This window comes from Martinezella rhizogenes, assembly GCF_000799715.1.
Taxonomy (GTDB): domain Bacteria; phylum Pseudomonadota; class Alphaproteobacteria; order Rhizobiales; family Rhizobiaceae; genus Rhizobium; species Rhizobium rhizogenes_C.
This window is the reverse complement of sequence record NZ_JUHG01000011.1, coordinates 1,061,655-1,084,443: the sequence shown is the minus strand read 5'-3', so window position 1 is coordinate 1,084,443 and position 22,789 is coordinate 1,061,655. Positions and strand designations below refer to the sequence as shown.

General features: G+C 61.2%; 20 protein-coding genes. 11 read left to right on the top strand and 9 right to left on the bottom strand.

All coding sequences use genetic code 11. The features are described from left to right. The first annotated feature begins 100 nt into the window (after window positions 1-100). Window positions 101-3,361 carry a response regulator gene (locus EX00_RS09155; RefSeq protein WP_047456517.1) on the top strand — a complete coding sequence of 1,087 codons (3,261 nt, stop codon included), beginning with the start codon at window positions 101-103 and terminating at the stop codon, window positions 3,359-3,361. Here the strand turns inward: EX00_RS09155 and mnmC2 are convergent. After that, entirely contained in the window at window positions 3,358-4,092 is a 735-nt protein-coding gene (gene mnmC2 / locus EX00_RS09150) for a tRNA (5-methylaminomethyl-2-thiouridine)(34)-methyltransferase MnmC2 (RefSeq protein WP_047456515.1), read from the bottom strand. The two genes, EX00_RS09155 and mnmC2, sit on opposite strands and share 4 nt — an antisense overlap. On the opposite strand from mnmC2, the gene EX00_RS09145 reads away from it, so the two are divergent. The 8 genes from EX00_RS09145 (at window position 4,091) to EX00_RS09110 (ending at window position 9,614) form a co-directional block, all read left to right on the top strand. Beyond that, complete coding sequence (locus tag EX00_RS09145; RefSeq protein ID WP_047456513.1) at window positions 4,091-5,275, top strand: NAD(P)/FAD-dependent oxidoreductase; 1,185 nt, start codon at window positions 4,091-4,093, stop codon at window positions 5,273-5,275. The two genes, mnmC2 and EX00_RS09145, sit on opposite strands and share 2 nt — an antisense overlap. A gap of 106 nt (window positions 5,276-5,381) precedes the next feature. Beyond that, window positions 5,382-6,089 (top strand): DUF1045 domain-containing protein, encoded by a 708-nt coding sequence (locus tag EX00_RS09140; RefSeq protein WP_047456512.1) that lies wholly within the window; start codon window positions 5,382-5,384, stop codon window positions 6,087-6,089. 96 nt (window positions 6,090-6,185) lie between these two features. Next, window positions 6,186-7,109 (top strand): allantoinase PuuE, encoded by a 924-nt coding sequence (gene puuE, locus EX00_RS09135; RefSeq protein ID WP_047456509.1) that lies wholly within the window; start codon window positions 6,186-6,188, stop codon window positions 7,107-7,109. A gap of 1 nt (window position 7,110) precedes the next feature. Further along, window positions 7,111-7,614: a 2-oxo-4-hydroxy-4-carboxy-5-ureidoimidazoline decarboxylase gene (uraD, locus tag EX00_RS09130; protein ID WP_047456508.1), complete on the top strand. Its 504-nt coding sequence runs from the start codon at window positions 7,111-7,113 to the stop codon at window positions 7,612-7,614. Window positions 7,615-7,648: 34 nt separating this feature from the next. Then, a complete protein-coding gene (locus EX00_RS09125) occupies window positions 7,649-8,011 on the top strand; it encodes a HepT-like ribonuclease domain-containing protein (protein ID WP_047456506.1) in 363 nt (120 codons plus the stop codon). 5 nt (window positions 8,012-8,016) lie between these two features. Further along, window positions 8,017-8,517, top strand: a complete 501-nt coding sequence (locus EX00_RS09120; RefSeq protein WP_047457634.1) for an ureidoglycolate lyase — start codon at window positions 8,017-8,019, stop codon at window positions 8,515-8,517. After that, window positions 8,514-8,870 carry a hydroxyisourate hydrolase gene (gene uraH / locus EX00_RS09115; RefSeq protein ID WP_047456503.1) on the top strand — a complete coding sequence of 119 codons (357 nt, stop codon included), beginning with the start codon at window positions 8,514-8,516 and terminating at the stop codon, window positions 8,868-8,870. Before EX00_RS09120 ends, uraH begins: the two co-directional genes overlap by 4 nt. A gap of 3 nt (window positions 8,871-8,873) precedes the next feature. Next, window positions 8,874-9,614 carry a metallophosphoesterase family protein gene (locus EX00_RS09110; protein ID WP_047456502.1) on the top strand — a complete coding sequence of 247 codons (741 nt, stop codon included), beginning with the start codon at window positions 8,874-8,876 and terminating at the stop codon, window positions 9,612-9,614. On the opposite strand, the gene EX00_RS09105 is transcribed toward EX00_RS09110, so the two are convergent. The 3 genes from EX00_RS09105 to puuD all read right to left on the bottom strand — a co-directional run bounded on the left by EX00_RS09105 (window position 9,611) and on the right by puuD (window position 13,389). Further along, window positions 9,611-10,750 carry an alpha-hydroxy acid oxidase gene (locus tag EX00_RS09105; RefSeq protein ID WP_047456500.1) on the bottom strand — a complete coding sequence of 380 codons (1,140 nt, stop codon included), beginning with the start codon at window positions 10,748-10,750 and terminating at the stop codon, window positions 9,611-9,613. The two genes, EX00_RS09110 and EX00_RS09105, sit on opposite strands and share 4 nt — an antisense overlap. 96 nt (window positions 10,751-10,846) lie before the next feature. Continuing rightward, window positions 10,847-12,154 carry a guanine deaminase gene (guaD, locus tag EX00_RS09100; protein WP_047456498.1) on the bottom strand — a complete coding sequence of 436 codons (1,308 nt, stop codon included), beginning with the start codon at window positions 12,152-12,154 and terminating at the stop codon, window positions 10,847-10,849. Beyond that, entirely contained in the window at window positions 12,151-13,389 is a 1,239-nt protein-coding gene (gene puuD / locus EX00_RS09095; RefSeq protein WP_047456496.1) for a urate hydroxylase PuuD, read from the bottom strand. The genes guaD and puuD overlap by 4 nt, the downstream gene beginning before the upstream one ends. A gap of 207 nt (window positions 13,390-13,596) precedes the next feature. Here puuD and EX00_RS09090 point away from each other — a divergent pair, with 207 nt between their 5' ends. Then, window positions 13,597-13,929, top strand: coding sequence for a hypothetical protein (locus EX00_RS09090; protein ID WP_047456494.1), 333 nt, complete (start codon window positions 13,597-13,599; stop codon window positions 13,927-13,929). Between the two features lie 3 nt (window positions 13,930-13,932). On the opposite strand, the gene EX00_RS09085 is transcribed toward EX00_RS09090, so the two are convergent. The 5 genes from EX00_RS09085 to EX00_RS09060 all read right to left on the bottom strand — a co-directional run bounded on the left by EX00_RS09085 (window position 13,933) and on the right by EX00_RS09060 (window position 20,938). Further along, a complete protein-coding gene (locus EX00_RS09085; RefSeq protein ID WP_080761220.1) occupies window positions 13,933-14,850 on the bottom strand; it encodes a LysR substrate-binding domain-containing protein in 918 nt (305 codons plus the stop codon). Window positions 14,851-15,110: 260 nt separating this feature from the next. Continuing rightward, the gene (gene xdhC, locus EX00_RS09075) at window positions 15,111-15,926 is read right to left on the bottom strand and encodes a xanthine dehydrogenase accessory protein XdhC (RefSeq protein WP_047456488.1); all 816 of its coding nucleotides are present in this window, start codon (window positions 15,924-15,926) and stop codon (window positions 15,111-15,113) included. Between the two features lie 355 nt (window positions 15,927-16,281). Next, window positions 16,282-18,618, bottom strand: a complete 2,337-nt coding sequence (gene xdhB / locus EX00_RS09070; protein WP_047456486.1) for a xanthine dehydrogenase molybdopterin binding subunit — start codon at window positions 18,616-18,618, stop codon at window positions 16,282-16,284. Between the two features lie 2 nt (window positions 18,619-18,620). After that, window positions 18,621-20,093: a xanthine dehydrogenase small subunit gene (gene xdhA, locus EX00_RS09065; protein WP_047457631.1), complete on the bottom strand. Its 1,473-nt coding sequence runs from the start codon at window positions 20,091-20,093 to the stop codon at window positions 18,621-18,623. Between the two features lie 68 nt (window positions 20,094-20,161). Next, a complete protein-coding gene (locus EX00_RS09060) occupies window positions 20,162-20,938 on the bottom strand; it encodes a 3-hydroxybutyrate dehydrogenase (RefSeq protein ID WP_047456484.1) in 777 nt (258 codons plus the stop codon). A gap of 234 nt (window positions 20,939-21,172) precedes the next feature. Between EX00_RS09060 and glpK the strand changes: the two genes are divergently transcribed. Beyond that, window positions 21,173-22,669, top strand: a complete 1,497-nt coding sequence (gene glpK / locus EX00_RS09055; protein ID WP_047456482.1) for a glycerol kinase GlpK — start codon at window positions 21,173-21,175, stop codon at window positions 22,667-22,669. Window positions 22,670-22,789: the final 120 nt, after the last annotated feature.

Here is a 22,789-nt window from a genome sequence, read left to right as displayed (position 1 = left end):
CGTTCAGTGCGCCGAAAATATGGTTAACGGCTTGTTAAAGCGCTTTGTGATACAGCCTTGGTTCAGTAAACTAACGCGAACGGTGAAAAGAGGGGCGCTGTTGAACTCGGACGGTGAACTGCTGGAGTTGGCCTGCCGCCGGATCGCCGATCTGGATCAGCCGGCTTATGTCAAGAACAGCGATCTGCGCTACGTCGCCGTCAACCGAGCCTATGCGCGGTTTTTCCAACGTGATATCTCCGATTTCATTGGCAATCGCAGCCGCGATCTCTTCGACAGCGGTGAAGAAGTCGACCGGGAAGACAAGGAGCGCCGGGTGCTGGTGTTCGGTTCCGAGGAGACGGCGCTGTGCTTCGATCCAGCGGGCCGTGTCCGGTCGCGGGTGCAGATCGAAAGTTTTTCGCCTGCCGAAGACCGTCTCTATGTCTTCGGCATATTTCTCGATGCGCCTGCAGTGCCTTCGGTTACGCCCTCCGAAGTGGGAGAGGGCGGCATTTCGGGTGGAGACGTCGATGAGGCCGGGCTTTATCGCTCCATTCTTCAGGACTTGCCGGTTGCCTCCTTTGTACGTGATGCGAGCCATCGGCTGATCTATTCCAACGAAGCCTATTCGGCGATCACGGGGCTTAGCCATGCCGAGGTGCTGGGGAAGACCGAACACGAGATGTTCGAAACCGGCGCCGATGATTATTTTGCCGAAAACGAGCAAGTGCTGAATGAAGGGCATGCGCTCGCATTCGAGGGCGAGGTGGTCGATCGGCAGCATGTGACGCATCCGATCATGACGCGCGTCAACCGCGTTGTCACCTCGGACGGCAAGCGCTATGTCGTCGGCTCCATGAACGATATTTCCGTGCTGAAGTTGCGCGAGACGCAATTGATCGAAGCACAGGCGCGTGCCGAGGCGTTGCATCAAGATCTCGGGAGCATCCTCCGCTCCATGCCGATCGGTGTGATGATCCACGATAGCAACTGCGTTGTCGAATATACCAATGATGCCTTTTATGACATCTGGGATTTCCCGAAGGACGAGCGCTTCGAAGCCCGGCCTGTTCGCGACCTCATCGTCAGGCATTTCGAGCTTGGCCGTTACGGCCCCGATGCCGGCAGTATCGATGATATCTACCAGTCGCGTATGGACGCCTCTCGTAACGCCGGCCCGCATCTCCAGACCGAGATGAGCTATGCCGATGGCAAATCCGTGATCATGGATACGCGCCGCATTTCGAACGGCCGCACGCTCGTCACCTATGCCGACATTTCCTCCGTACGCTTGCAGGAGCAGGAGATCAGCGAGGCTCATCTTGCGCTGGAACGCCTCGGCGATCTGATGACGGATGCGACGCATGCCATGTCGCAAGGGCTGCTGATCCTGCAGGACGGCATCATCATGCTGGCGAACGACGCGCTGACGGACATGCTGTGCGTTCCCGCGGATTGCCTGGCGGTTGGAAAGCACTGGTCCGCCGCGTTTGATCACTGTGCCGCCCGCGGTGATTTCGGCGCCGATCCGGACTCCTTGCGACTTGCCTGGCGCGAGAACATGGCGGCGGACAAGCCGGTTTCTACGGTCTTCCAGGTGGCCGGCGAGCGCTGGATACAGCTCGAAGCGGCGGTGAGCGAGAGCCGACGCTGGACCGTGGTGCTGACCGACGTCACCGAGATGAAAAAGCGCGAGGCGGAACTACAGCTGCTGCTGGCCCGCAGCGAAGCCGCCGACCGGGCCAAATCCGAATTCCTCGCCAATATGAGCCATGAAATCCGTACGCCGATGAACGGGGTTCTCGGTATGGCGGAACTGCTGGCCAAGACCGATCTCGACGCCCGGCAAAAGACCTTCATCGACATCATCGTCAAATCGGGCAATGCGCTGCTGACGATCATCAACGATATCCTCGATTTCTCGAAGATCGACGCCGGGCAGATGCGACTGCGCCAGGCGGCCTTCGATCCGGCCGAAGCGGTGGAGGATGTGGCGACGCTGCTGTCGTCGCCGGCGGCGGAAAAGGACATCGAACTCCTGGTGCGTGTCACGCCCGATGTGCCGGCCATGGTGCTGGGCGATGCCGGCCGCTTCCGCCAGATCGTGACCAACCTGCTTGGCAATGCGATCAAGTTCACCGAGCGCGGCCATGTGCTGGTCGAGTTGGATAGCCAGCCGATCGACAATGGCGAGGTCATGCTGACGCTTCGCGTCGAGGATACCGGCCTTGGTATTTCCAAGGAGAAGCTCGATTCCATTTTCGAGAAGTTTTCGCAGGTGGACGCCTCCTCCACGCGCCGCCACGAAGGCACGGGTCTCGGGCTTGCGATCACCGCCGGGCTGGTTGATCTCTTCGGTGGTTATCTTGAAGTCGACAGCGAATGGGGCAAGGGCTCGGTCTTTACCGTGCATCTGCCCATGCCGCCGGTAGCGGCGCGCAGTGAACCGCGCACGGTGCCGGTCAATGTCAAAGGCGCGCGCATTCTGGTCATCGACGACAACGAGATCAACCGGCGGATATTGAGCGAGCAGTTGCAACAGTGGGGCTTCGACGGCCATGCCGCCGAGGATGGCAAGACGGGGCTCGCCATTCTCCGTGCCGCTTCCGAGATGGGCGTGCCGGTCGATGCCGTGATCCTCGATTACCATATGCCGGACATGAATGGCGACGAAGTGGCGCGCATCATTCGCGCGGATGCCTGCTTCGAGGCCTTGTCGCTGATTTTCCTGACGTCCATGGATGTCGTCGGCAGCGACAAGGAATTCGCCGCGCTGAATGGCCAGGCACATCTGATGAAGCCCATTCGCGCCAATGTGCTGCGGAGCACCATCATCGATGTCGTGCGCATGGCGCGCCGGCAACGGATGACCGGCTATGCGACCGTGGTCGCCTCGCAATTGCCGATAGAGGCCGAAGCAGAGGCCGCCATCCAGGCCGTTGAGCAGGATGTATCGGCAAGACCCGTCAGCGCCATCGATGTCCTGGTCGCCGAGGACAATGAGGTCAACCAGATCGTCTTCACGCAGATACTGCAAGTGACCGGACTGCGCTTCCTCGTGGTCCAGAATGGCCAGGAGGCTGTTGACGCCTGGCTCAAGCTGCGGCCATCGCTGATCATGATGGATGTCTCGATGCCGGTCATGAACGGCCATCAGGCGACGCGCACGATCCGACAGCTGGAAGCGGAAGCCGGGCTGGGGTGCCATGTGCCGATCGTCGGCGTCACCGCTCATGCACTCGATGTCGATCGCGACATGTGCCTGGAGGCGGGCATGGATGATTATATGTCGAAGCCGATCAGCCCCGAACTTCTCGAGGCTAAGGTTCGCCGCTGGCTTGGCGACGACGCACTTCAGACCGAGCGCTCTCGCAACTAAGCCTGCCTGATTCCGCAGAGCATTTCGCGCTTGCCGGCAAAGCCCTTGCGCCGCTCGACCGTGAAGCCTGCCGTCTGCAGGTTACGGCGCACGAAGCCGGCGGCGGCATAGGTGGCGAAGGTGCCGCCGGGCGCGCTCTTGTCATAAAGAAGCTGCATCAGTTCCGGCGACCACATGTCGGCGTTTCGCGATGGCGCGAATCCGTCGAGATACCAGGCGTCGAAGCCTGCCGTTGCCTGACTCACGCCGTCCATTGCCGGGCCGCAGACGACGCTAAGGCGCGTGCGGGCGTCAAGGGTGAGCGTGACGATACCGTGCGGGTCTTCCGGCCAGGCGGCGGCGAGTGCCTGACGCTCGGTGTCGATCTCCGGCCAGCGTGTGAGCGCACGGTCGATCTCCTCGGCGCGCATCGGATAGAGCTCGAAGGACATGAAATGCAGTTCCGAGTCCGGCTTGCCATGCTGCTTCCATTGCCGCCAGGTCTCGCAGAAATTCAGGCCGGTGCCGAAGCCGAGTTCGCCGATCAGGAAATTTGGCTGTTCATTCCAGCGCGCGGGCAGGCCGTTGCCGTCGAGGAAGACATGGCCGCATTCCAGCCGGCCATCGGTCTGGCAATAAAAATGGTCGCCAAAGGCGGTCGAATAGGGCATATCGCCGTCGCGCCATTCGAGCTCTTGGCTCACTGCAGTGGTCTCGGCCGCTTGCGTCCGATCGGAAACTGGATCTGTCATGGGAAAAGCCGATAATCCTCCGGAGCCTGCCGGTCAATCATCCGTCGAACTTCTGATCGTCGGCGGCGGCATCATGGGCCTGTGGGCGGCGGTACATGCGGAGCGGTTGGGCATCGAGACGCTGCTCGTCGATAGCGCCCGATTGGGAAGCGGAGCAAGCGGCGGTCTGCTTGGCGCGCTGATGCCGCACATGCCCGACAAATGGTCCGAGAAGAAGCAGTTCCAGTTCGATGCGCTGGTGGCCCTGGAGGGTGACATTGCGACGCTTGAAGCGGCAACCGGGCTTTCAGCCGGATATCGTCGTTCGGGCCGCCTCATTCCCTTGCCGAAGCCGCATCTGCACAAGATCGCACTTGGTCATTCGCAGGATGCGGAGACGCATTGGCATTATGACGAGCGGCGGTTTCACTGGCAGGTGCTGGACGCAGCGCCTGTCGATGGCTGGATCGATCCTTCCGCCGGTGAATGTGGGTTTGTCTTCGACACGCTCGCCGCCCGTGTTGCGCCGCGCGCATTGTTGAAGGTTCTGGCCGCGTTTCTCGGCAAGGCGAAACATGTTCGTGTTGTTGAAGGAATGGAGATCGAGGGTATCGATCCGGGCAGAGGTATTGCGAAGACTCGTGAGGGTGCCATTCATTTTGGCCGCTGCATTCTTTCCGCCGGCCACCATTCCTTTCCGATACTCGACGGCTTGACCCCTGGCCGCCATTCCACCCTCGGTCAGCCTGTCAAGGGGCAGGCGGCGTTGCTGAGGGCGGATGTCGATGCCGGCCTGCCGGTGATCTTTCGCGACGGGCTCTATATCGTTCCGCATGAGGGCGGGCTGGTGGCGGTCGGAAGCACCAGCGAAAACCGTTTTGACAATCCGGCGTCGACGGACGGCCAGCTGGACACTCTGCTCGCCGCCGCCCGGGCAATGGCACCGGTTCTTGCCAATGCCGAGCTGGTGGAGCGCTGGGCCGGCTTGCGGCCGAAGGCGATCGATCGCGACCCCATGGTGGGAGCGCATCCGGATCATCCGCGCCTGATCGCGCTGACCGGCGGTTTCAAGGTCAGCTTCGGCCTGGCGCATCGTCTGGCCGAGGCGGCGGTTCGGGAAGCCGCAAAGATTCCGTGTTCTTTCAATCTGCCGCAGGGTTTTGCGCTTTCGAATCATATCGTAGCTGCATCACATAAAACGTGAACGTAAGCTGCGTTCGAGTCGTCAATCTGTCACGCAAATCACCTATCTCCTTGCTCATCGGCAACTGGCTGGATCAGCCGGTTTATCGCCCTCCGGAGGAGATTTTATGCGCTATGCCATTTGCTTCACGCCGTCCGCGAGCGATCCGCTGACGCTCGTGGCCGCAAATTGGCTAGGCCGCAATGTCTATTCCGGTGAGATGGTCGATCCGCCGGCTACTCGTGGGCTCGGTATTCACGAAATCGCCTTTCATACTGCCGTGCCTCGGCGTTACGGCTTCAACGGCACATTGAAAGCGCCGTTTCGACTGGCAGACGGCGTGTCCGAGGCGGGGCTGCTGCGCGATCTCATGCGCTTCTCCGGCACGCTCTCGCCCTTCGAGATTCCGCAGCTGGAAGTCGCCCGCCTTGGCGGCGCTTTTGGATTGGTGCCGTCGGTGCCCTGCCAGAAAATGCATTTTCTCGCCGCATCGGTGATCCAGGCATTCGATCATTACCGTGCGCCGCTGACCGAGGCGGAAATCGAACGGAGCGACCCGGATGGCCTCTCGGCAACGCAATTCGCCAATCTGCACCGCTGGGGTCATCCGCATGTCATGGACGAATTCCGCTTCCATATGATGCTGACTGGCACGGTCAATCCCACGGACATGGTGCGCATGGAGCAGATCCTGCGTGATGTCTTCGCGCCGGTGCTTGCCGAACCGGTGTCGGTATCGAACATCGCACTGATGATGGAAGAGGGTTCCGGTGGGCCGTTCCGCGTGCACTCCCTGCATCCGATGGGCAAGATCAGCACTCGTAAGATCGCCTAAGAGGCTATAACTGAAAGGAAAGTGGGTTTCGCACTTTCCGTCTCGACTTTCCGGCCGTGGATGCTACCGTCTCCGCATATTCGAGAAGGTGCTTTCATGTCTGATACTTATCCCCGCAATCTCGTCGGCTACGGCCGCAACACGCCTGATCCGAAGTGGCCCGGTGACGCCCGCGTCGCGGTGCAGTTCGTGATCAATTATGAAGAGGGCGGGGAAAGCAGCATTCTCGACGGCGATCCGGCTTCGGAGAACCTGCTGTCGGAAATCGTCGGTGCGGCTGCCTGGCCGAACCAGCGCAATCTCAACATGGAATCGATCTACGAATATGGCTCGCGCGCCGGTTTCTGGCGGCTATGGCGCATGTTCACCGAGCTCAAGGTGCAGGCGACCGTCTATGGCGTGACGCTTGCCATGGCGCGCAATCCCGAAGCGGTCGCTGCCATGAAAGAGGCCGGCTGGGAGATCGCCAGCCACGGCTATCGCTGGTTGGAATACAAGGATTTTCCCGAGGATCTGGAGCGTAAGCACATTCTTGAGGCGGTGCGCCTGCACACCGAACTGACGGGTGAGCGGCCCTATGGCATGTACCAGGGCAAGCCTTCCGACAATACGCTGCGGCTGGTGATGGAGGAGGGCGGCTTTCTTTATTCGTCGGATTCCTATGCGGATGATCTGCCCTATTGGGTCGATGGCCTCGACGGCAAGCCGTTCCTGATCATTCCCTACACGCTTGACACCAACGACATGCGCTTTGCCACGCCGCAGGGCTTCAATTCCGGCGATCAGTTCTTCACCTATCTCAAGGACGCCTTCGACACCCTCTATGAAGAGGGCAAGCAGGGCAGCCCGAAGATGATGTCGGTCGGCCTGCATTGCCGTCTGGTCGGACGGCCGGGTCGCGCGGCGGCGCTTAGGCGTTTCATCGATTATGTGCTGAAGCACGACAAGGTCTGGGTGCCCAGGCGCATCGATATCGCCAATCATTGGTATGAGCACCACCTTCCTGTGGGCGCTCCCTGAGATGGTGTCGCGTGACGAATTCGTGACCCGTTTCGGCGGTGTCTTCGAGCACTCGCCGTTTGTCGCCGAACGTGCTTATGACGCCGGCCCTATTGCCGAGCCGTTGACCTCGGGCGGCGTGCATGCAGCGCTTGCCGCTATTTTCCGTGCCGCCAGTGCTGAGGAGCGGCTTGGCGTCTTGCGGGCGCATCCGGACCTTGCCGGCCGGCTGGCAATTGCTGGAGGGCTCACCGAGGATAGCCGCAAGGAGCAGGCGGGCGCCGGGCTCGACCGGCTGAGCCCGCAAGAGCATGCCCGCTTCACCGAACTCAACACGGCTTACGTGACGAAATTCGGCTTTCCCTTCATTATTGCGGTCAAAGGTCTCGGCAAGGACGACATCCTTACCGCCTTCGAAACGCGGATCGGCAATGACCGGGACGCGGAATTTGCGACCGCAACGGCGCAGGTAGAGAAAATTGCCCTGCTGCGCCTGCAATCCATGCTTCCAGGCGGAGGTGTGTGATGTGGCTCCGTCTTTTCGGCGATAAGGCCTAGGCATGACCACGCAAGGCGCTGTTCATTATCTGGATCGCATGCAGAAGGCCGCCGACGAGGCGCGCCTTTTCGTTCGAGGCATGGATGGGGTCGCATTCGCTGGAAACAAGCTTGTGCAATCCGCTGTCGCCTACAGCCTTTGCGTCATCAGTGCAGCAGCAGCGGAGTTGCTGGAAAAACACCCGGAATTCGAGCCCGAGCATCCGGATGTGCGCTGGAATGAGTTGCGGGGTATGAGCAAGGGTTTGTTGTCCGGCGAAGCTGCGCTGAGCGTCGAGGATCTCTGGACTGCCGTTGCGCACGCGGTCCCGGAATTGCTATCCCAGCTCGAAGCGATCCGCCACTGGCAGGCAGAAGGTGAATGACCACAATGACCCAGACTCTCGAAATCCATACTCTGACAAAGGCAGCCTTCGCGCCGTTCGGGGATGTGATCGAGGCCGATCCGGCGACGATGCGGTTCATCAATGGCGGCACGACCGAGCGGTTTCATGCGCTTTCCAGCGCAGAGGCCCTCGGCGACGGCGCGCGGGTAATCCTGAACCTCTTTCGTGGTCAGCCGAGGGCTTTTCCCTATGCGATCGACATGATGGAACGCCATCCCTTCGGCAGCCAGAGTTTCGTGCCGCTCAACGGCCGCCCGTTCCTCGTGGTCGTTGCAAAGGATGAGGACGGCAAGCCGAGCAAGCCACAGGTCTTTCTGGCGCGCGGCGACCAGGGCGTGAACTACCGGGCCAATGTCTGGCACTATCCGCTGATGGCTCTCGATCAACCGAGTGATTTCCTCATTGTCGATCGCGACGGGCCGGGTAACAATCTGGTGGAATTCTTCTTCGACACCCCCTTCATCATCGGAGCGCCGACCCCATGACCGGACTGACGACCCATGTGCTCGACACCGCCCTCGGCAAGCCGGCCGAGGGGCTGGTGATCGACCTTTTCAGGATCGAGGGTGAGGCGCGGACGCATCTGAGGACGGTGACGACCAATGCCGACGGACGTGTCGATGGCGGGCCGATCTTGATCGGCGATAGCTTTGTTGCCGGCACCTATGAACTGTTCTTTCATGCCGGTGATTATCTGCGCGCAAGCGGGGCCAAGCTGCCTGATCCGGCCTTCCTCGATCTCGTGCCGATCCGCTTCGGCATTGCCGACACGACGGCGCATTATCATGTGCCGTTGCTGATTTCGCCCTATGGCTATTCCACCTACCGCGGGAGCTGAGTTTTGCGTTTTGCTGTCATTGCCGATGTGCACGGCAACCACCTGGCGTTGGAGGCCGTGCTTGCCGATATCCGTGCGCAGGGCATCGAGGACATCGTCAATCTCGGCGATTGCTTCAGCGGGCCGCTGACGGCGGGAAAGACGGCTGATATTCTGCTTGCGCTGGACGCTCTAACGGTGCGTGGCAATCACGATCGCTATCTGATCGAACAGGCGCCGGAAATGATGCATGCTTCGGACAGGGTCGCCCATGCGGATTTGTCCGCGCATCATCTCGATTGGCTGCGAAGCCTGCCCTTCAGCGCGGTCTATCAGGGCGAAGCCTATCTTTGTCATGCTACGCCGGATAACGATAACGTCTACTGGCTCGAAACCGTCTCATCGGACGGTCATATCCATTTGAAGCCTCTTGAAGAGATCGCAACCTTTGCCACCGGCATCGATTTTCCGCTGATCCTGTGTGGCCATAGCCATATTCCGCGCGCTGTCCGTCTTTCCGGCGGGCGCCTGATCGTCAATCCCGGCAGCGTCGGCTGCCCGGCCTATGACGACGATCTTCCTTATTATCACAAGGTTGAGGCAGGCCATCCCTTTGCCTCCTATGCCATCATGGACAAGGTGGATAGCGTTTGGGTGCCGACCTTCCGGCAGGTGGGTTACGATCATCGGGCGATGGCCGATCTTGCCGCGCAAAATGGTCGTACCGACTGGGCGAGCGGGCTGGCGACGGGCTGGCTGCGTTAGATCTCCGCGATAATTCCCCGGTCCACCGCCCTGATGTCGCGCTTGCCGCAGAGCGCCATGGACATGTCCAGCTCCTTGCGGATGATCTCCAGCGCCAGCGTTACGCCGTCCTTGCCCATGGCACCGAGGCCATAGAGGAAGGGGCGGCCGATATAGGTGCCCTTGGCGCCGAGCGCAACGGCCCGCAACACATCCTGGCCGGAGCGGATGCCGCCGTCGAAATGCACCTCGATCCTGTCGCCGACCGCATCGACGATGCTGGGCAGCATGCTGATGGAGGAGGGAGCGCCGTCGAGCTGCCGGCCGCCATGGTTGGAGATGATGATGGCGTCCGCACCGGTGTCGACTGCGGCCTTGGCATCCTCCACGTCGAGAATGCCCTTGATGATCAGCGGCCCGCCCCATTGTTCCTTGATCCAGGCGACGTCGCTCCACGACAGCCGTGGATCGAATTGCTCGTGAGTCCAGGTTGACAGCGATTTCAGGCTGGTGACATTTTTGGCGTGCCCAATGATGTTGCCGAAGGTGCGCCGCTTCGTCTGCAGCATGCTCATGCACCAGGCCGGTCGTGTCGCCACTTGCCAGATGTGCTCCGGCGTGAATTTCGGCGGCGCGGAAAGGCCGTTGCGGATGTCCTTGTGACGCTGGCCGAGAATCTGAAGGTCGGCGGTCAGCACAAGCGCCGAGCATTTTGCCGCCTTGGCGCGGCTGATGAGGTTCGTCACGAAGTCGCGGTCCTTCATAACGTAGAGCTGGAACCAGAATGGCTTGGTCGTCACCGAGGCCACATCCTCGATCGAGCAGATGCTCATGGTCGACAGCGTGAAGGGAATGCCGAACTCTTCGGCCGCCCGCGCCGCCAGCATTTCGCCGTCGGCATGCTGCATACCTGTCATCCCCGTCGGTGCCAGCGCCACCGGCATCGACACCTTCTGGCCGATCATGGTGCTTTCCAGCGAGCGGTTGGTCATGTCGACAAGGACGCGCTGGCGCAGCTTGATCTTCTTGAAATCCGCTTCGTTGGCCTCATAGGTCGACTCGGTCCAGGAACCGGAATCGGCATATTGGAAGAACATTTTCGGCACGCGCCGTCTGGCGAGCTGTTTCAGATCGGCAATGGTGAGCGGCGCTGTCATGGCGGTCTGCCTTCTTGTCGAAAATGCTATGGGGAAGCTTGGGTCAGAACGGTTTGTTTCCGGATATGAGACTTTGATAATCGCGGGAGAAAGCTCTCAATTCAAGACCGATTTCGCAGCCTTCCCCGCGACATATGTCTCCACGATCGCCCGGTCGTCGCCCATCGTCTGCAATAGGAACAGCTCCTCGGGCAGCGTTTTCACCACTTCCATCTTCAGCGCCATGGCCGGCGTGGCGGCGGCGTTGAGGATGGTGAGGTCGGCGTCGGTGCCGGGCTCGAGGGTGCCGATCTTGTCGGCGAGCGACAAGGCTTCGGCGTTGCCGAGCGTCATGTAGTAATAGCTTTCCAGCGGGTTCAGCCGTTCGCCGAGGAGCTGCTGGATCTTGTAGGCTTCGTCCATCGTGCGCAGCATCGAGTAACTGGAGCCGCCGCCGATATCCGTGGCGACGCCGATGCGTACGGGCTTTTCGCGGCGGGCCAGGGCCTTCAATGGGAACAGGCCGGAGCCGAGGAAGAGGTTCGACGTTGGGCAGTGGACGGCGACGGCGCCGGCTTCGCTCATGGCGTCGGCTTCTCGTTCGGACAGGTGGATCGCATGGCCGAGCAGGCTTTTCGGGCCGAGCAGGCCGTAGCGGGCATAGATGTCGGTATAGTCGATCGCGTCCGGATAAAGCTCGCCGGTGAATTTGATCTCGTCGTGGTTCTCGGACAAATGCGTCTGGATGTGCAGATCGGGGAATTCGCGGGCGAGGGCGGCGGTGGCTTCCATCTGCTCAGGCGTCGAGGTGATGGCGAAGCGCGGGGTAATGGCGACGTGGTTGCGGCCCTTGCCGTGCCAGTCGGCGATTACCTGGCGGGTCTCGTCGTATCCCATCTCCGGCGTGTCGAGCAGGCCCTGCGGCGCGTTGCGGTCCATCATCACCTTGCCGCCGACCATGCGCATGTCGCGGCGCATTGCTTCGGCAAAGAAGGCGTCGGCGGAGGTCTTATGCACGGAGCAATAGGCAACCGCCGTCGTCGTGCCGTGGCGGATCAGCTCGTCGTAGAAATGCGTGGCGATGCGCTCGGCATGAGCGCTTTCGACGAAGCGGCATTCCTCGGGGAAGGTGTAGGTGTTCAGCCATTCCAGCAGGTTCGCGGCATAGGAGGCGATGACCTGCATCTGCGGGAAATGCAGGTGCATGTCGATGAAGCCCGGCAGGATCAGGTGCGGCCGATGATCGACTTCTGCAACGTCAACCGATGCTTTCACCTTCACCTCGGCATAAGGGCCGGCGGCGGCAATGATGCCATTCTCGATCAGCAGGCCGCCATCGCTTTCGTAAGTATAGCTATCTGTGTCATCAAGGCTTTGCGGCGCGCGCTTGAAGGACAGCAGGCGGCCGCGCAAAAGGGTGGTCATTGGTCTTTTTCTCCGACGGAGCTTTGGAACCAGGCGATCAGCAGCTTGCGTTCCTCCGGCGTCACTTCGGTGATATTGCCGGGGGGCATGGCGTGGCTGCGGCCGGCCTGAATATAGATCTCGCGGGCATGCATAGCGATTTCCGCGTCGTTTTCCAGCTTTACATCCTTCGGCGGGCGGGCAAGGCCCTCATAAACCGGCTCGGCGGCGTGGCACATCGAACAGCGTGTCGAAACCATCTGTTTGACCGCCGGGAAATGGGCGTCTGATGCGAACTGCTGGAAGGCGGGCGCGACGGCTTCGGCCTCCTTCTCGCCAGTCAAGATCTTCGGCACGGTCGAAAGCCACATGATCAGGATGAAGAGGATCACCGTGACGATCCAGGTCCAGGTCGGACGGCCCTTGCGGGCATGCGTCGTGTTGAACCAGTGGCGGATGGTGACGCCCATCAGGAATACCAGCGCGGCGATGACCCAGTTGTAGGTGGTGCCGAAGGCCAGCGGATAGTGGTTCGACAGCATGAAGAAGATGACGGGCAGCGTCAGGTAGTTGTTGTGCAACGAGCGCTGCTTGGCGATGCGGCCATATTTTGGGTCGGGCGTGCGTCCGGCGATCAGGTCGGCGACGACGATCTTCTGGTTGGGGATAATGATCATGAAGACGTTGGCTGACATGATCGTCGCCGTGAATGCGCCGAGATGCAGGAAGGCTGCGCGGCCGGTGAACAGATGCGTATAGCCCCAGGCCATGAAGACGAGGACGGCGTAGAGGACCGCCATCAAGCCCCAGGTATTGTTGCCGAGCGGCGACTTGCAGAGCAGGTCGTAGACGATCCAGCCGCCGGCGAGCGAGGCCAGCGAGATCAGGATGGCAACGGGAACGCTGACGTCGAGCACATGCCGGTCGATCAGGAAGAGATTGGCGCCGCCGTAATAGACGATACAGAGCATCAGGAAGCCGGAAAGCCAGGTAAAATAGCTCTCATATTTGAACCAGGTCAGATGCTCCGGCATCGAGGCCGGGGCCACCAGATATTTCTGGATATGGTAGAAGCCGCCACCATGCACCTGCCACTCTTCGCCATAGGCGCCGGGCGGAAGATGGGCGCGCTTCACCAGCCCGAGATCGAGCGCGATGAAGTAGAAGGACGAACCGATCCAGGCAATGGCGGTGATGACGTGAAACCAGCGGGCAGCAAAGGCCAGCCATTCCCACGCGATGGCGTATTCATACATTCAGTTCCCCTTTTCTTCTTCCGACTCGGCACATTGCAAAATGTTGGGGACGGAGGGAAGAGGGGAGTTTGATGTGTCAGGGAAAAGCGACACTCTTGTCGGGCGTCCGGCTCGCATTAGATCAGAATATGGCGAGTCGTGAAACGCCAGCGGCTGCTTTGAGCGGACTGCGTCCGCGTCAGCCGTCATTTCGACGGAGAATTGCCCATGCGTGGTATTCTGACGTTCGTATTCTTTCTTTTTGCTACCGCGGCCATGGCTCATGATGCGCCTTCCGGCTGGGCCTATGATCCTTACTGTTGCAGTGGTGACAGCCAGACAGGCGATTGCGAGATGATCCCGTCGCGCACCGTCACCGTCATTCCGGGCGGTTACCGGATCATGCTGCAACCGGGCGATCATCGCTATGTGACACATGCTCACATCTTCACGCTGCCGCAGGGCAAGACGATGCGTTCGCCGGATGGTTCCTATCACCTTTGCCTGTTTCCGGACGAAAACACGCCACGCTGTTTCTATGCGCCAGACATGGCCTATTGAGTCCTATTCCAACGGCATGCCGAATTCGGCAAGAATCCAGTTCTTGAAGGCACGGATTCTCGGTGTGTGGCGTCTATTTTCGGGATAGGCAATCCAGTAGTCGGAGCTATCGCTGCAAAGGATGTCGAAGGGCTGGATCAACCGGCCACCGGCGAGGTCGTCGGCATAGAATTCTGGCGTCAGGATCGCCACGCCCTGTCCGGCGATGGCGGCGCTTGCTTCGAAAGACTGCGCGCCGAGCCGGCTTCTCGGCCTGCCCTGCAGGCCGGGGTCGGGAACTCCGGCTGTCTGGAACCATTGCTCCCACCAGGGGTCCCCGGCGTCGATAATCCGCAGCTTGAGAAGGTCGGCGGGCTCTTGGACGCCGCCGATGCTGGCTGCGAGCTCCGGGCTGAGCATCGGCGTGAAGTTGACTTTCATCAACAGGTGGGCACGCAGGCCCGGCCATGTTCCGCGGCCGCTGCGAATAGCGATATCGGCCGGGTCACGAGAGAAATCGATGAGCTTGCCCGAGGTGGCGAGCCGGACGGCGACATTCGGATGCTGCAGTTGAAACGAGCCGATATGTCGAGCAAGCCATTGTGACGCGAAAGTCGGCGTCGAATCGATGAGGAGCGTGGTCTCCGCGTCGCCGCTGACCGAAGCCATCGCCTCCTGCAGCATGGCAAAAGCCTCGCTTACCTTCGGCGCAAGCCGCTCTCCGGCTTCGGTCAACGCGATCTGCCTTGGTTTTCGCAAAAAGAGTGGCTCGCCGATATTCCCCTCCAGAAGCTTGATCTGATAGCTGACGGCCGTCTGCGTCATGCCTAGTTCCTCGCCGGCGCGGGTAAAACTGCCGAGCCGGGCGGCGGCCTCGAAGACGCGGAGCGCGTTCAGCGGAAACTGTTTCGACAGCTTCATGGATAAGCTCTCTTTATGCATGCAGACGTTTGTTCGATTGGAATTTCAGCATTTTCGGGAGCAATCTGCAATCCATATCATTGATTGGATTGAGGTGTTGTCATGGATTGCTATGTTGTGGAGCAGGTGAATGTCGCAAGGCCATCCGTTTTGGCGCGCGCACGGACGGCGCTGTCAAAGGCCTTCGCTGGCCGTACGGAGCCGGCACCGCGTCTGGATCTGGAGGAGATGTCCGAGCAGATCAAGCGCGATCTCGGATTTCTTGACGGGCGGACACCGTATTATGAGGATAATCGAATGCGGTAGGCAGCAAATGCCGTCAGCAGTTCGGCGGCCGTCATGGCGGCGATGACTTCCGGACGCTTGTCCTTCACCGTCCCGCCGCCGATCGGCAGTGTCAGCCGGTCGAGCGAGGTCTTGTCGCCACCCTCGCGGGCAAGCCAATGGGCGAAGGTGGCGCGCTTGGTCGCTGAGCCGATCATGCCGACATAGGCGAGATCGGTGCGGGCGAGCGCCTGCTGGGCGATCAGGAAATCCAGCGCGTGGTCATGGGTTAGAATGACCACCGCCGCGCCTGCCGGAATCTCCGGTATCAATGCCTCGGGCATGGCGACGAGGCGGGCGTTGGTACCGGAGGGGAGCTCGTCCAGTTCCTCTTGCCGCGTTTCGATCACCGTGGCGGCAAGCGGCAGTGGCTGTAGCGCAATCGCCAGGGCGCGACCGACATGGCCCGCACCGAAGAGATAGACCTCCGGCCAGTCGCCGCTTTCGTCCCTTAGCCTTAGCTTTAGTGAGTCGATCGTCTCAGGCGTCGCCGGCCGGCAGCGCAATTGCGTGCGACCACCGCAGCATTGGCCGATTTCTGGGCCGAGCGGAATATCCATGAATTCCATGCCGCCGGTGCCCGCCAACATCTCGCGGGCATTGCCGATCGCCATATACTCGAACTGCCCGCCGCCGATGGTGCCCCAGATATGATCCGCCGAGACCAGCATGAAGGTGCCGGCTTCGCGTGGGGTAGACCCTTGCGTGCCTGTGATTTCGATCAGGATGGCGCGTGGGTTTCGGGTGAGGAAGGTTTCGAGGGGTTGGGTCATGGGGTATGACCCTTGGAGTTTGCGGAGAGTGCGTACCCCCCTCTGTCACTGCCGTGACATCTCCCCCACAGGGGGGGAGATCGTTGGGAGTTTGCCGTGCCATCGGCAGAAACACCAAGCTCAGCTTCAGCAGATGCAGCCCTTGGTTGGTACGGGAGGGTGCCACGGGCTGCCAATCTCCCCCCTTGTGGGGGAGATGCCCCAACGGGGCAGAGGGGGGTCGTTCGGCGCGTAGCGACGAACACCCTGAGCTGTAGCGAAGGATAGGGTGGAGTATGCCGTGCCACCCCCTCATCCGCCCTTCGGGCACCTTCTCCCCGAGGGGAGAAGGAGGGATTGACTGCGCACCAAACCATCACATCCCCTTCAGCCGCTCGACCGCCATCAGCACCCGTTCCGGCGTTGCCGGCGCGTCCAGCCTCGGGCAGACGCGGTAGTCCGCGACGCTTGCGACCGCCATGGACAGGGCCTCAAGAACGGAAATCGCCAGCATGAAGGGTGGTTCGCCGACGGCCTTTGAGCGGCCAATGGTGGCCTCCGCATTTTCGGACCATTCGGCGAGGCGGACGTTGAAGATCTTCGGCCGGTCGGAGGCGAGGGGGATCTTATAGGTGGACGGCGCGTGGGTGCGCAGCCGGCCCTTGGCATCCCACCAAAGTTCTTCCGTCGTCAGCCAGCCCATGCCCTGCACGAAGGCGCCCTCGACCTGGCCGATATCGATAGCCGGATTCAGCGAGCGGCCGACATCGTGGAGGATATCGGTGCGGTCGATCAGATATTCGCCGGTCAGCGTGTCGATTGAGACTTCGGAGACGGACGCGCCATAGGAGAAGTAAAAGAACGGCGTGCCACGGCCTGCCTTGCGGTCCCAATGGATTTTCGGTGTCTTGTAGAAGCCGGCGGCGGAGAGCTGGACGCGGGCGAAATAGGCCTGCTTGATGAAGTCCGGGAAGGGGATCTCGATATCCCCGACGCGCACGCGGTTCGGTAGGAACTGTACCTCTTCGGCCCCGACGCCCCATTTGTCCACGGCGAAGGCAACGAGGCGTTCCTTGATCTGCCGGGCGGCGTCGAAGGCTGCCATGCCATTGAGATCGGAGCCGGAGGAGGCGGCGGTCGCTGACGTGTTCGGCACCTTGCCCGTAGTCGTCGCGGTGATCTTCACCCGGTCGATATCGACCTGGAAACTGTCGGCCAGCACCTGCGCCACCTTGGTATAGAGACCCTGGCCCATTTCCGTGCCGCCATGGTTCAGGTGGATCGAGCCATCCTGATAGACATGCACCAGCGCGCCGGCCTGGTTGAAGGCAGTCATGGTGAAGGAGATACCGAATTTCACCGGTGTCAGCGCGATGCCCTTGCGGATGAAGCGGCTGGAGCGGTTGAACTCGATGATGGCGTTGCGCCGCGCCTGGTATTCCGAAGATTCTTCCAGCTCATCGACGATGCGGTGGATGATGTTGTCTTCCACCTCCTGATGATAGGGCGTCAGCGTCCGGCCGGAACCGGGCTGGCCATAGAAATTGGCGCGGCGGATCTCCAGCGGGTCCTTGCCGAGCGCATAGGCGATCTCCTCGATGAAGCGTTCGCCGCCGACCATGCCCTGCGGTCCGCCGAAGCCGCGGAAGGCGGTGTTGGAAACAGTGTGCGTCTTCAGGGGTTTCGAGATGAGATGCACATGCGGATAGAAATAGCTCGAATCCGCATGAAACAGCGCGCGGTCGGTGACGGGGCCGGAGAGGTCGGACGAGAAGCCGCAGCGGGCGGCGTAGGTTGCGTCGACGGCGTGGATGCGGCCGTCATCGTCGAAGCCGATTTCGTAATCGACGAGGAAGTCGTGGCGCTTGCCGGTAGCGGCCATGTCCTCGTCGCGGTCGGGACGGAATTTGACGGCACGGCCGAGCTTCTTGGCAGCGACGGCGGCGAGTGCCGCAAATTGGTTGCCCTGCGTCTCCTTGCCGCCGAAGCCGCCGCCCATGCGGCGCACGTTGACGGTGACGGCATTGGACGGAATGTTGAGCACATGGCCGACGATGTGCTGGATTTCGCTCGGATGCTGGGTGGAGGACCAGACGGTCACTTCGTCATCTTCGCCGGGGATTGCCATGGCGATGTGGCTTTCGAGATAGAAATGCTCCTGACCGCCGATGCGCATCTGCGCCTTGATGCGGTGCCTGGCATTGGCCATCTCGGTTTCCGGCTCGCCGCGCTTCAGCGTCATCGGTTCGTAGACCAGCGGACTGCCATTGGCGAGCGCCCCGTCGATATCGCTCCAATGCGGCAGGTCGCGATAGTCGATCTTGGCAAGCCGCGCAGCGCGGCGGGCGGCATCGCGGGTCTCGGCGATGACGGCGAAGATCGGCTGGCCGTGAAACTCGACCTTGGTTTCCGTGAGCAGCGGCTCGTCATGCATGCCGTTCGAGCTGGTGTCGTTGACGCCGGGAATATCCTTGCCGGTGAACACCCAGACGACGCCCGGATAGGCTTTGACGGCGGACAGGTCGATGCCGGCGATGTCGGCATGGGCACGGTCGGAGAGGCCGAGCGCGCCGTGCAGCAGGCCAGACGGTTCCGGCAGGTCATCGATATAGTCGGCGGCGCCCGTCACATGCTTGTGGGCGGAGTCATGCTTCAGCGAGCCATGCATCGAGCCGTTGATGACCTTGCGTTCCTCGAAGGTGGACTTGTCCATGATTACGCCTCCACCGTCGCAAAACGCTTCAATTCCTGCGGCGCACCCGCTGTTTCGAGATAGAAGCGGATCAGCAGGTTCTTGGCGGTCAGTTGCCGGTATTCGGCGGTGGCGCGCCAGTCGGTGAGCGGCGAGTAGTCGGCATCGAAGGCGGGCCGCGCGGCGGTAACCGTCGCCTCTGTCCAGGGCTTGCCGACCAGCTCGGCCTCGACCGTGCGGGCGCGCTTCGGTGTGCCGGCCATGCCGCCGAAGGCGATGCGGATATCGGCGACATCGCCGGCCTCGTTCAGTGCCAGATGGAAGGCGCCGCAGAGTGCCGAAATATCCTCGTCGCGGCGTTTGGAGATCTTGTAGACGGCGAAATGGATATCTTCGGCAGGGAAGGGCACGAAGATGCCTTCGACGAATTCGCCGGGATTACGGTCCTGCTTGCCGTAGTCGATGAAGAAATCTTCCAAAGGCAGCGTACGGCTGCCGGCAACCGAACGCAGCTTGACGGTGGCGCCGAGCGCGATCAGCGGCGGCGGCGTGTCGCCGATCGGTGAGCCGTTGGCGATGTTGCCGCCGATCGTGCCCATGTTACGCACCTGCTCGCCGCCGATGCGGTTGATCAGGCTCGCGAATGCCGGGATTTTTTCGGCAATGGCGGCGAAGGCGCGGCTGTAGGTGACGCCGGCGCCGATGCTGAGGCCGGTGTCCTCGATGGTGATTTTCTGCAAGTCGGTCAGGTGGTTGATGAAGACGACCGGGTCGAGCTTGCGCATCTGCTTGGTGACCCAGAGGCCGACATCGGTGGAGCCGGCAACGACAGTCGCCTTCGGCTCGTCGGCGAGCACCTGTGCAAGCGCCGAAACCGAACCCGGCACGATCAGGCGGTCTCCGTCGGAGGAGGAGATGCTAATGGTGTCGCCGCCCTGCATGGCCCAGAGGCGGGCGACAATGTCGGATCTGGTCTTTTCCAGCGGATCGAACAGGGCGCTCGGGCGTTTCTGGCTCACCTGTTCGGCGGCTTTCACGATCGGTTCGTAGCCGGTGCAGCGACAGAGATTGCCCTGCAGGCTCTTTTCGATCTGCGCCCGGCTTGGCTTTTCAGTTGTCAGCCACAGGCCGTAGAGCGACATGACGAAGCCCGGCGTGCAGAAGCCGCATTGCGAGCCGTGACAGTCGACCATCGCCTGCTGTACCGGATGCAGCGTGCCATCCCTGGCGGCCAGATGCTCGACGGTGACGACATGGGTTGCATGCAGGGAGCCGACGAAACGGATGCAGGCGTTGACCGACTCATAGTGAAGTCCGCCGTCGATCAGCCGACCGACCAGAACCGTGCAGGCGCCGCAATCGCCCTCCGCGCACCCCTCCTTCGTGCCCGTCAGATGCCGGTTGAGACGCAGGAAATCGAGGAGCGTCTCGGTGGGGCGCAGGTTGGAAAGTGAGATATCCTCACCGTTGAGGATAAAGCGGATGCTGTCGTTCATGTCGTTCCCGATTATTGTGTCTTTCAAGGCCGGATGCGTCCAACGCATCCGGCCCTAACCGTCTATCGTTATTCCGCGGTCCAGCCACCGTCAATCGAGACGTGTGTGCCGGTGATCTGGCGCGCTTCGTCGCTGGCAAGATAGAGCGATAATGCGCCGATCTCCTCGGCCTTGACGAATTCATGCGTCGGCTGCGCCTTGAGGATCACCTCGTTCTTGACCTGCTCCTCGGTCATCCCTCGCGCCTTGGCCGTGTCCGGGATCTGCTTTTCGACGAGCGGGGTCAGAACATAGCCCGGGCAAATGGCATTGGCCGTGACGCCGAATTCGGCAAGCTCGAGCGCCACCGTCTTGGTCAGGCCCAATATACCATGTTTTGCCGCGACATAGGCGGATTTGAACGGCGAGGCGACGAGGGCGTGGGCTGACGCGATGTTGATGATGCGGCCGTATTTCTTCGCCTTCATCAGCGGCACGGCCGCGCGAATGGTGTGGAACGAGCTCGACAGGTTGATGGCGATGATCTGGTCCCATTTCTCGATCGGGAAATCCTCAATCTTCTCGACATGCTGGATGCCGGCATTGTTGACCAGGACGTCGACGCTGCCGAAGGTCGAATTGGCGGTCGCGATCAGGTCGGCGATCTCGGCGGGCTTGGTCATGTCGGCCGGATGGTAGATCACTTTACCGCCGCCCGACGCTTCGAGCGTGCTTCTGATGGCATCAATCTCTTCCGGCTTGCCGAAACCGTTGATGACGATGTTTTCACCCTTCGCGGCGAAGGCGGTCGCGATGGCGAGGCCGATACCGCTTGTAGACCCGGTGACAACGACTGTTCTTGCCATGATCTTCTCCTTGGACGCGCGGCATCTTGGTGCAGCGCAATAGCGGCTTGAGGTTAGTCCCAAACCCGCGAATATGGCAATCGCATCGCTGCAAGACTCTTTTGCGACAGCTGGCTTCATATATTCGCGAGCGAGAACGGGGCGTTTTCGACAAAAATTTCGTTTTGCTTTCTTTTCACATTCGTTTTGCTGTCGTATCTGTTGTTTCAAAGACAGAATTATTGGGAGGACTGCATGGACGGCTATGTCTTGGCGATCGACCAGGGAACGACCTCGACACGGGCGATCGTTTTCGACGGCAATATGAAGATTGTCGGCGTCGGGCAGAAGGAGTTCACGCAGCACTACCCGAAACCGGGATGGGTCGAGCACGATCCGGAGGAAATCTGGGCGTCCGTGCTGTTCACCGTCGGCAAGGCCATCACGGCGGCCGGCATCACGGCAAAGGACATCGCCGCCGTCGGCATCACTAACCAGCGCGAAACTGTTGTGGTGTGGGACCGTGAGACCGGCAAGCCGATCCACAATGCCATCGTCTGGCAGGACCGCCGCACCGCCAGCTATTGCGACAAGCTGAAGCGGCAGGATCTGGAGAAGCTCTTCACCCGCCGCACAGGCCTGCTGCTTGACCCTTATTTCTCCGGCACCAAGCTTTCCTGGATGCTGGCCAATGTGAAGGGCGCGCGTACGCGTGCCGCCAAGGGCGAGCTCTGCTTCGGCACCATCGACACGTTCCTGATCTGGCGGCTGACCGGCGGCAAGAGCTTCGTCACCGACGCGACCAATGCTTCGCGGACGCTGATGTACAATATCGCCAGCAACGAGTGGGACGAGGATCTGCTTGAGATCCTGCGGGTGCCCGCCGCCATGCTGCCGGAAGTGAAGGATTGCGCCGCCGATTTCGGTGTCACCGATGCCTCGCTTTTCGGCGCTTCCATTCCCATCCTCGGCGTTGCCGGCGATCAGCAGGCTGCCACCATCGGCCAGGCCTGCTTCGAGCGCGGCATGATGAAATCCACCTACGGCACCGGCTGCTTCGCGTTGCTCAATACCGGTACGGATATCGTTCGCTCGAAAAACCGGCTGCTGACCACGATTGCGTACCGGCTGGACGGCGAGACGACCTATGCGCTGGAAGGTTCGATCTTCATTGCCGGGGCGGCCGTGCAATGGCTGCGCGACGGTTTGAAGGTGATCAAGCGCGCTGCCGATTCCGGCGAATTGGCGGAAAAAGCCGATCCGTTGCAGGAGGTCTATCTGGTGCCGGCCTTCACCGGCCTTGGTGCGCCGCATTGGGATCCGGATGCGCGCGGCGCGATCTTCGGACTAACGCGTAATACCGGCCCGGAAGAGATCGTCCGCGCCGCGCTGGAAGCCGTCTGCTACCAGTCGCGCGACCTGCTGGACGCCATGCATAAGGATTGGCGCAACGGCAATGGCAAGGAGACGGTGCTGCGCGTCGATGGCGGCATGGTCGCTTCCGACTGGACGATGCAGCGGCTTGCCGACCTGCTCGATGCCCCCGTCGACCGCCCCACTATCCTGGAAACCACGGCGCTTGGCGCCGCCTGGCTCGCCGGCAGCCGCGCCGGTGTCTGGCCGGACCGCGAGGGCTTTGCCAAGGCCTGGGCCCGCGACCAGCGGTTCGAACCCGCGATGGACGAGAAAACGCGGAGCGGGAAGCTCAAGGGTTGGAAAGACGCGGTGCGGCGGACCTTGAGCGCGGGATAAGGCCGCTGAATTATGCACAGCTCACCGAAAATTTGATCGTGTAAGATTTCTTTATTTTCCTAATGCAACTCGAAGCAGCGATAGTCGATGCTACGAGCGGCCTGGCGACATCTTGTTGCG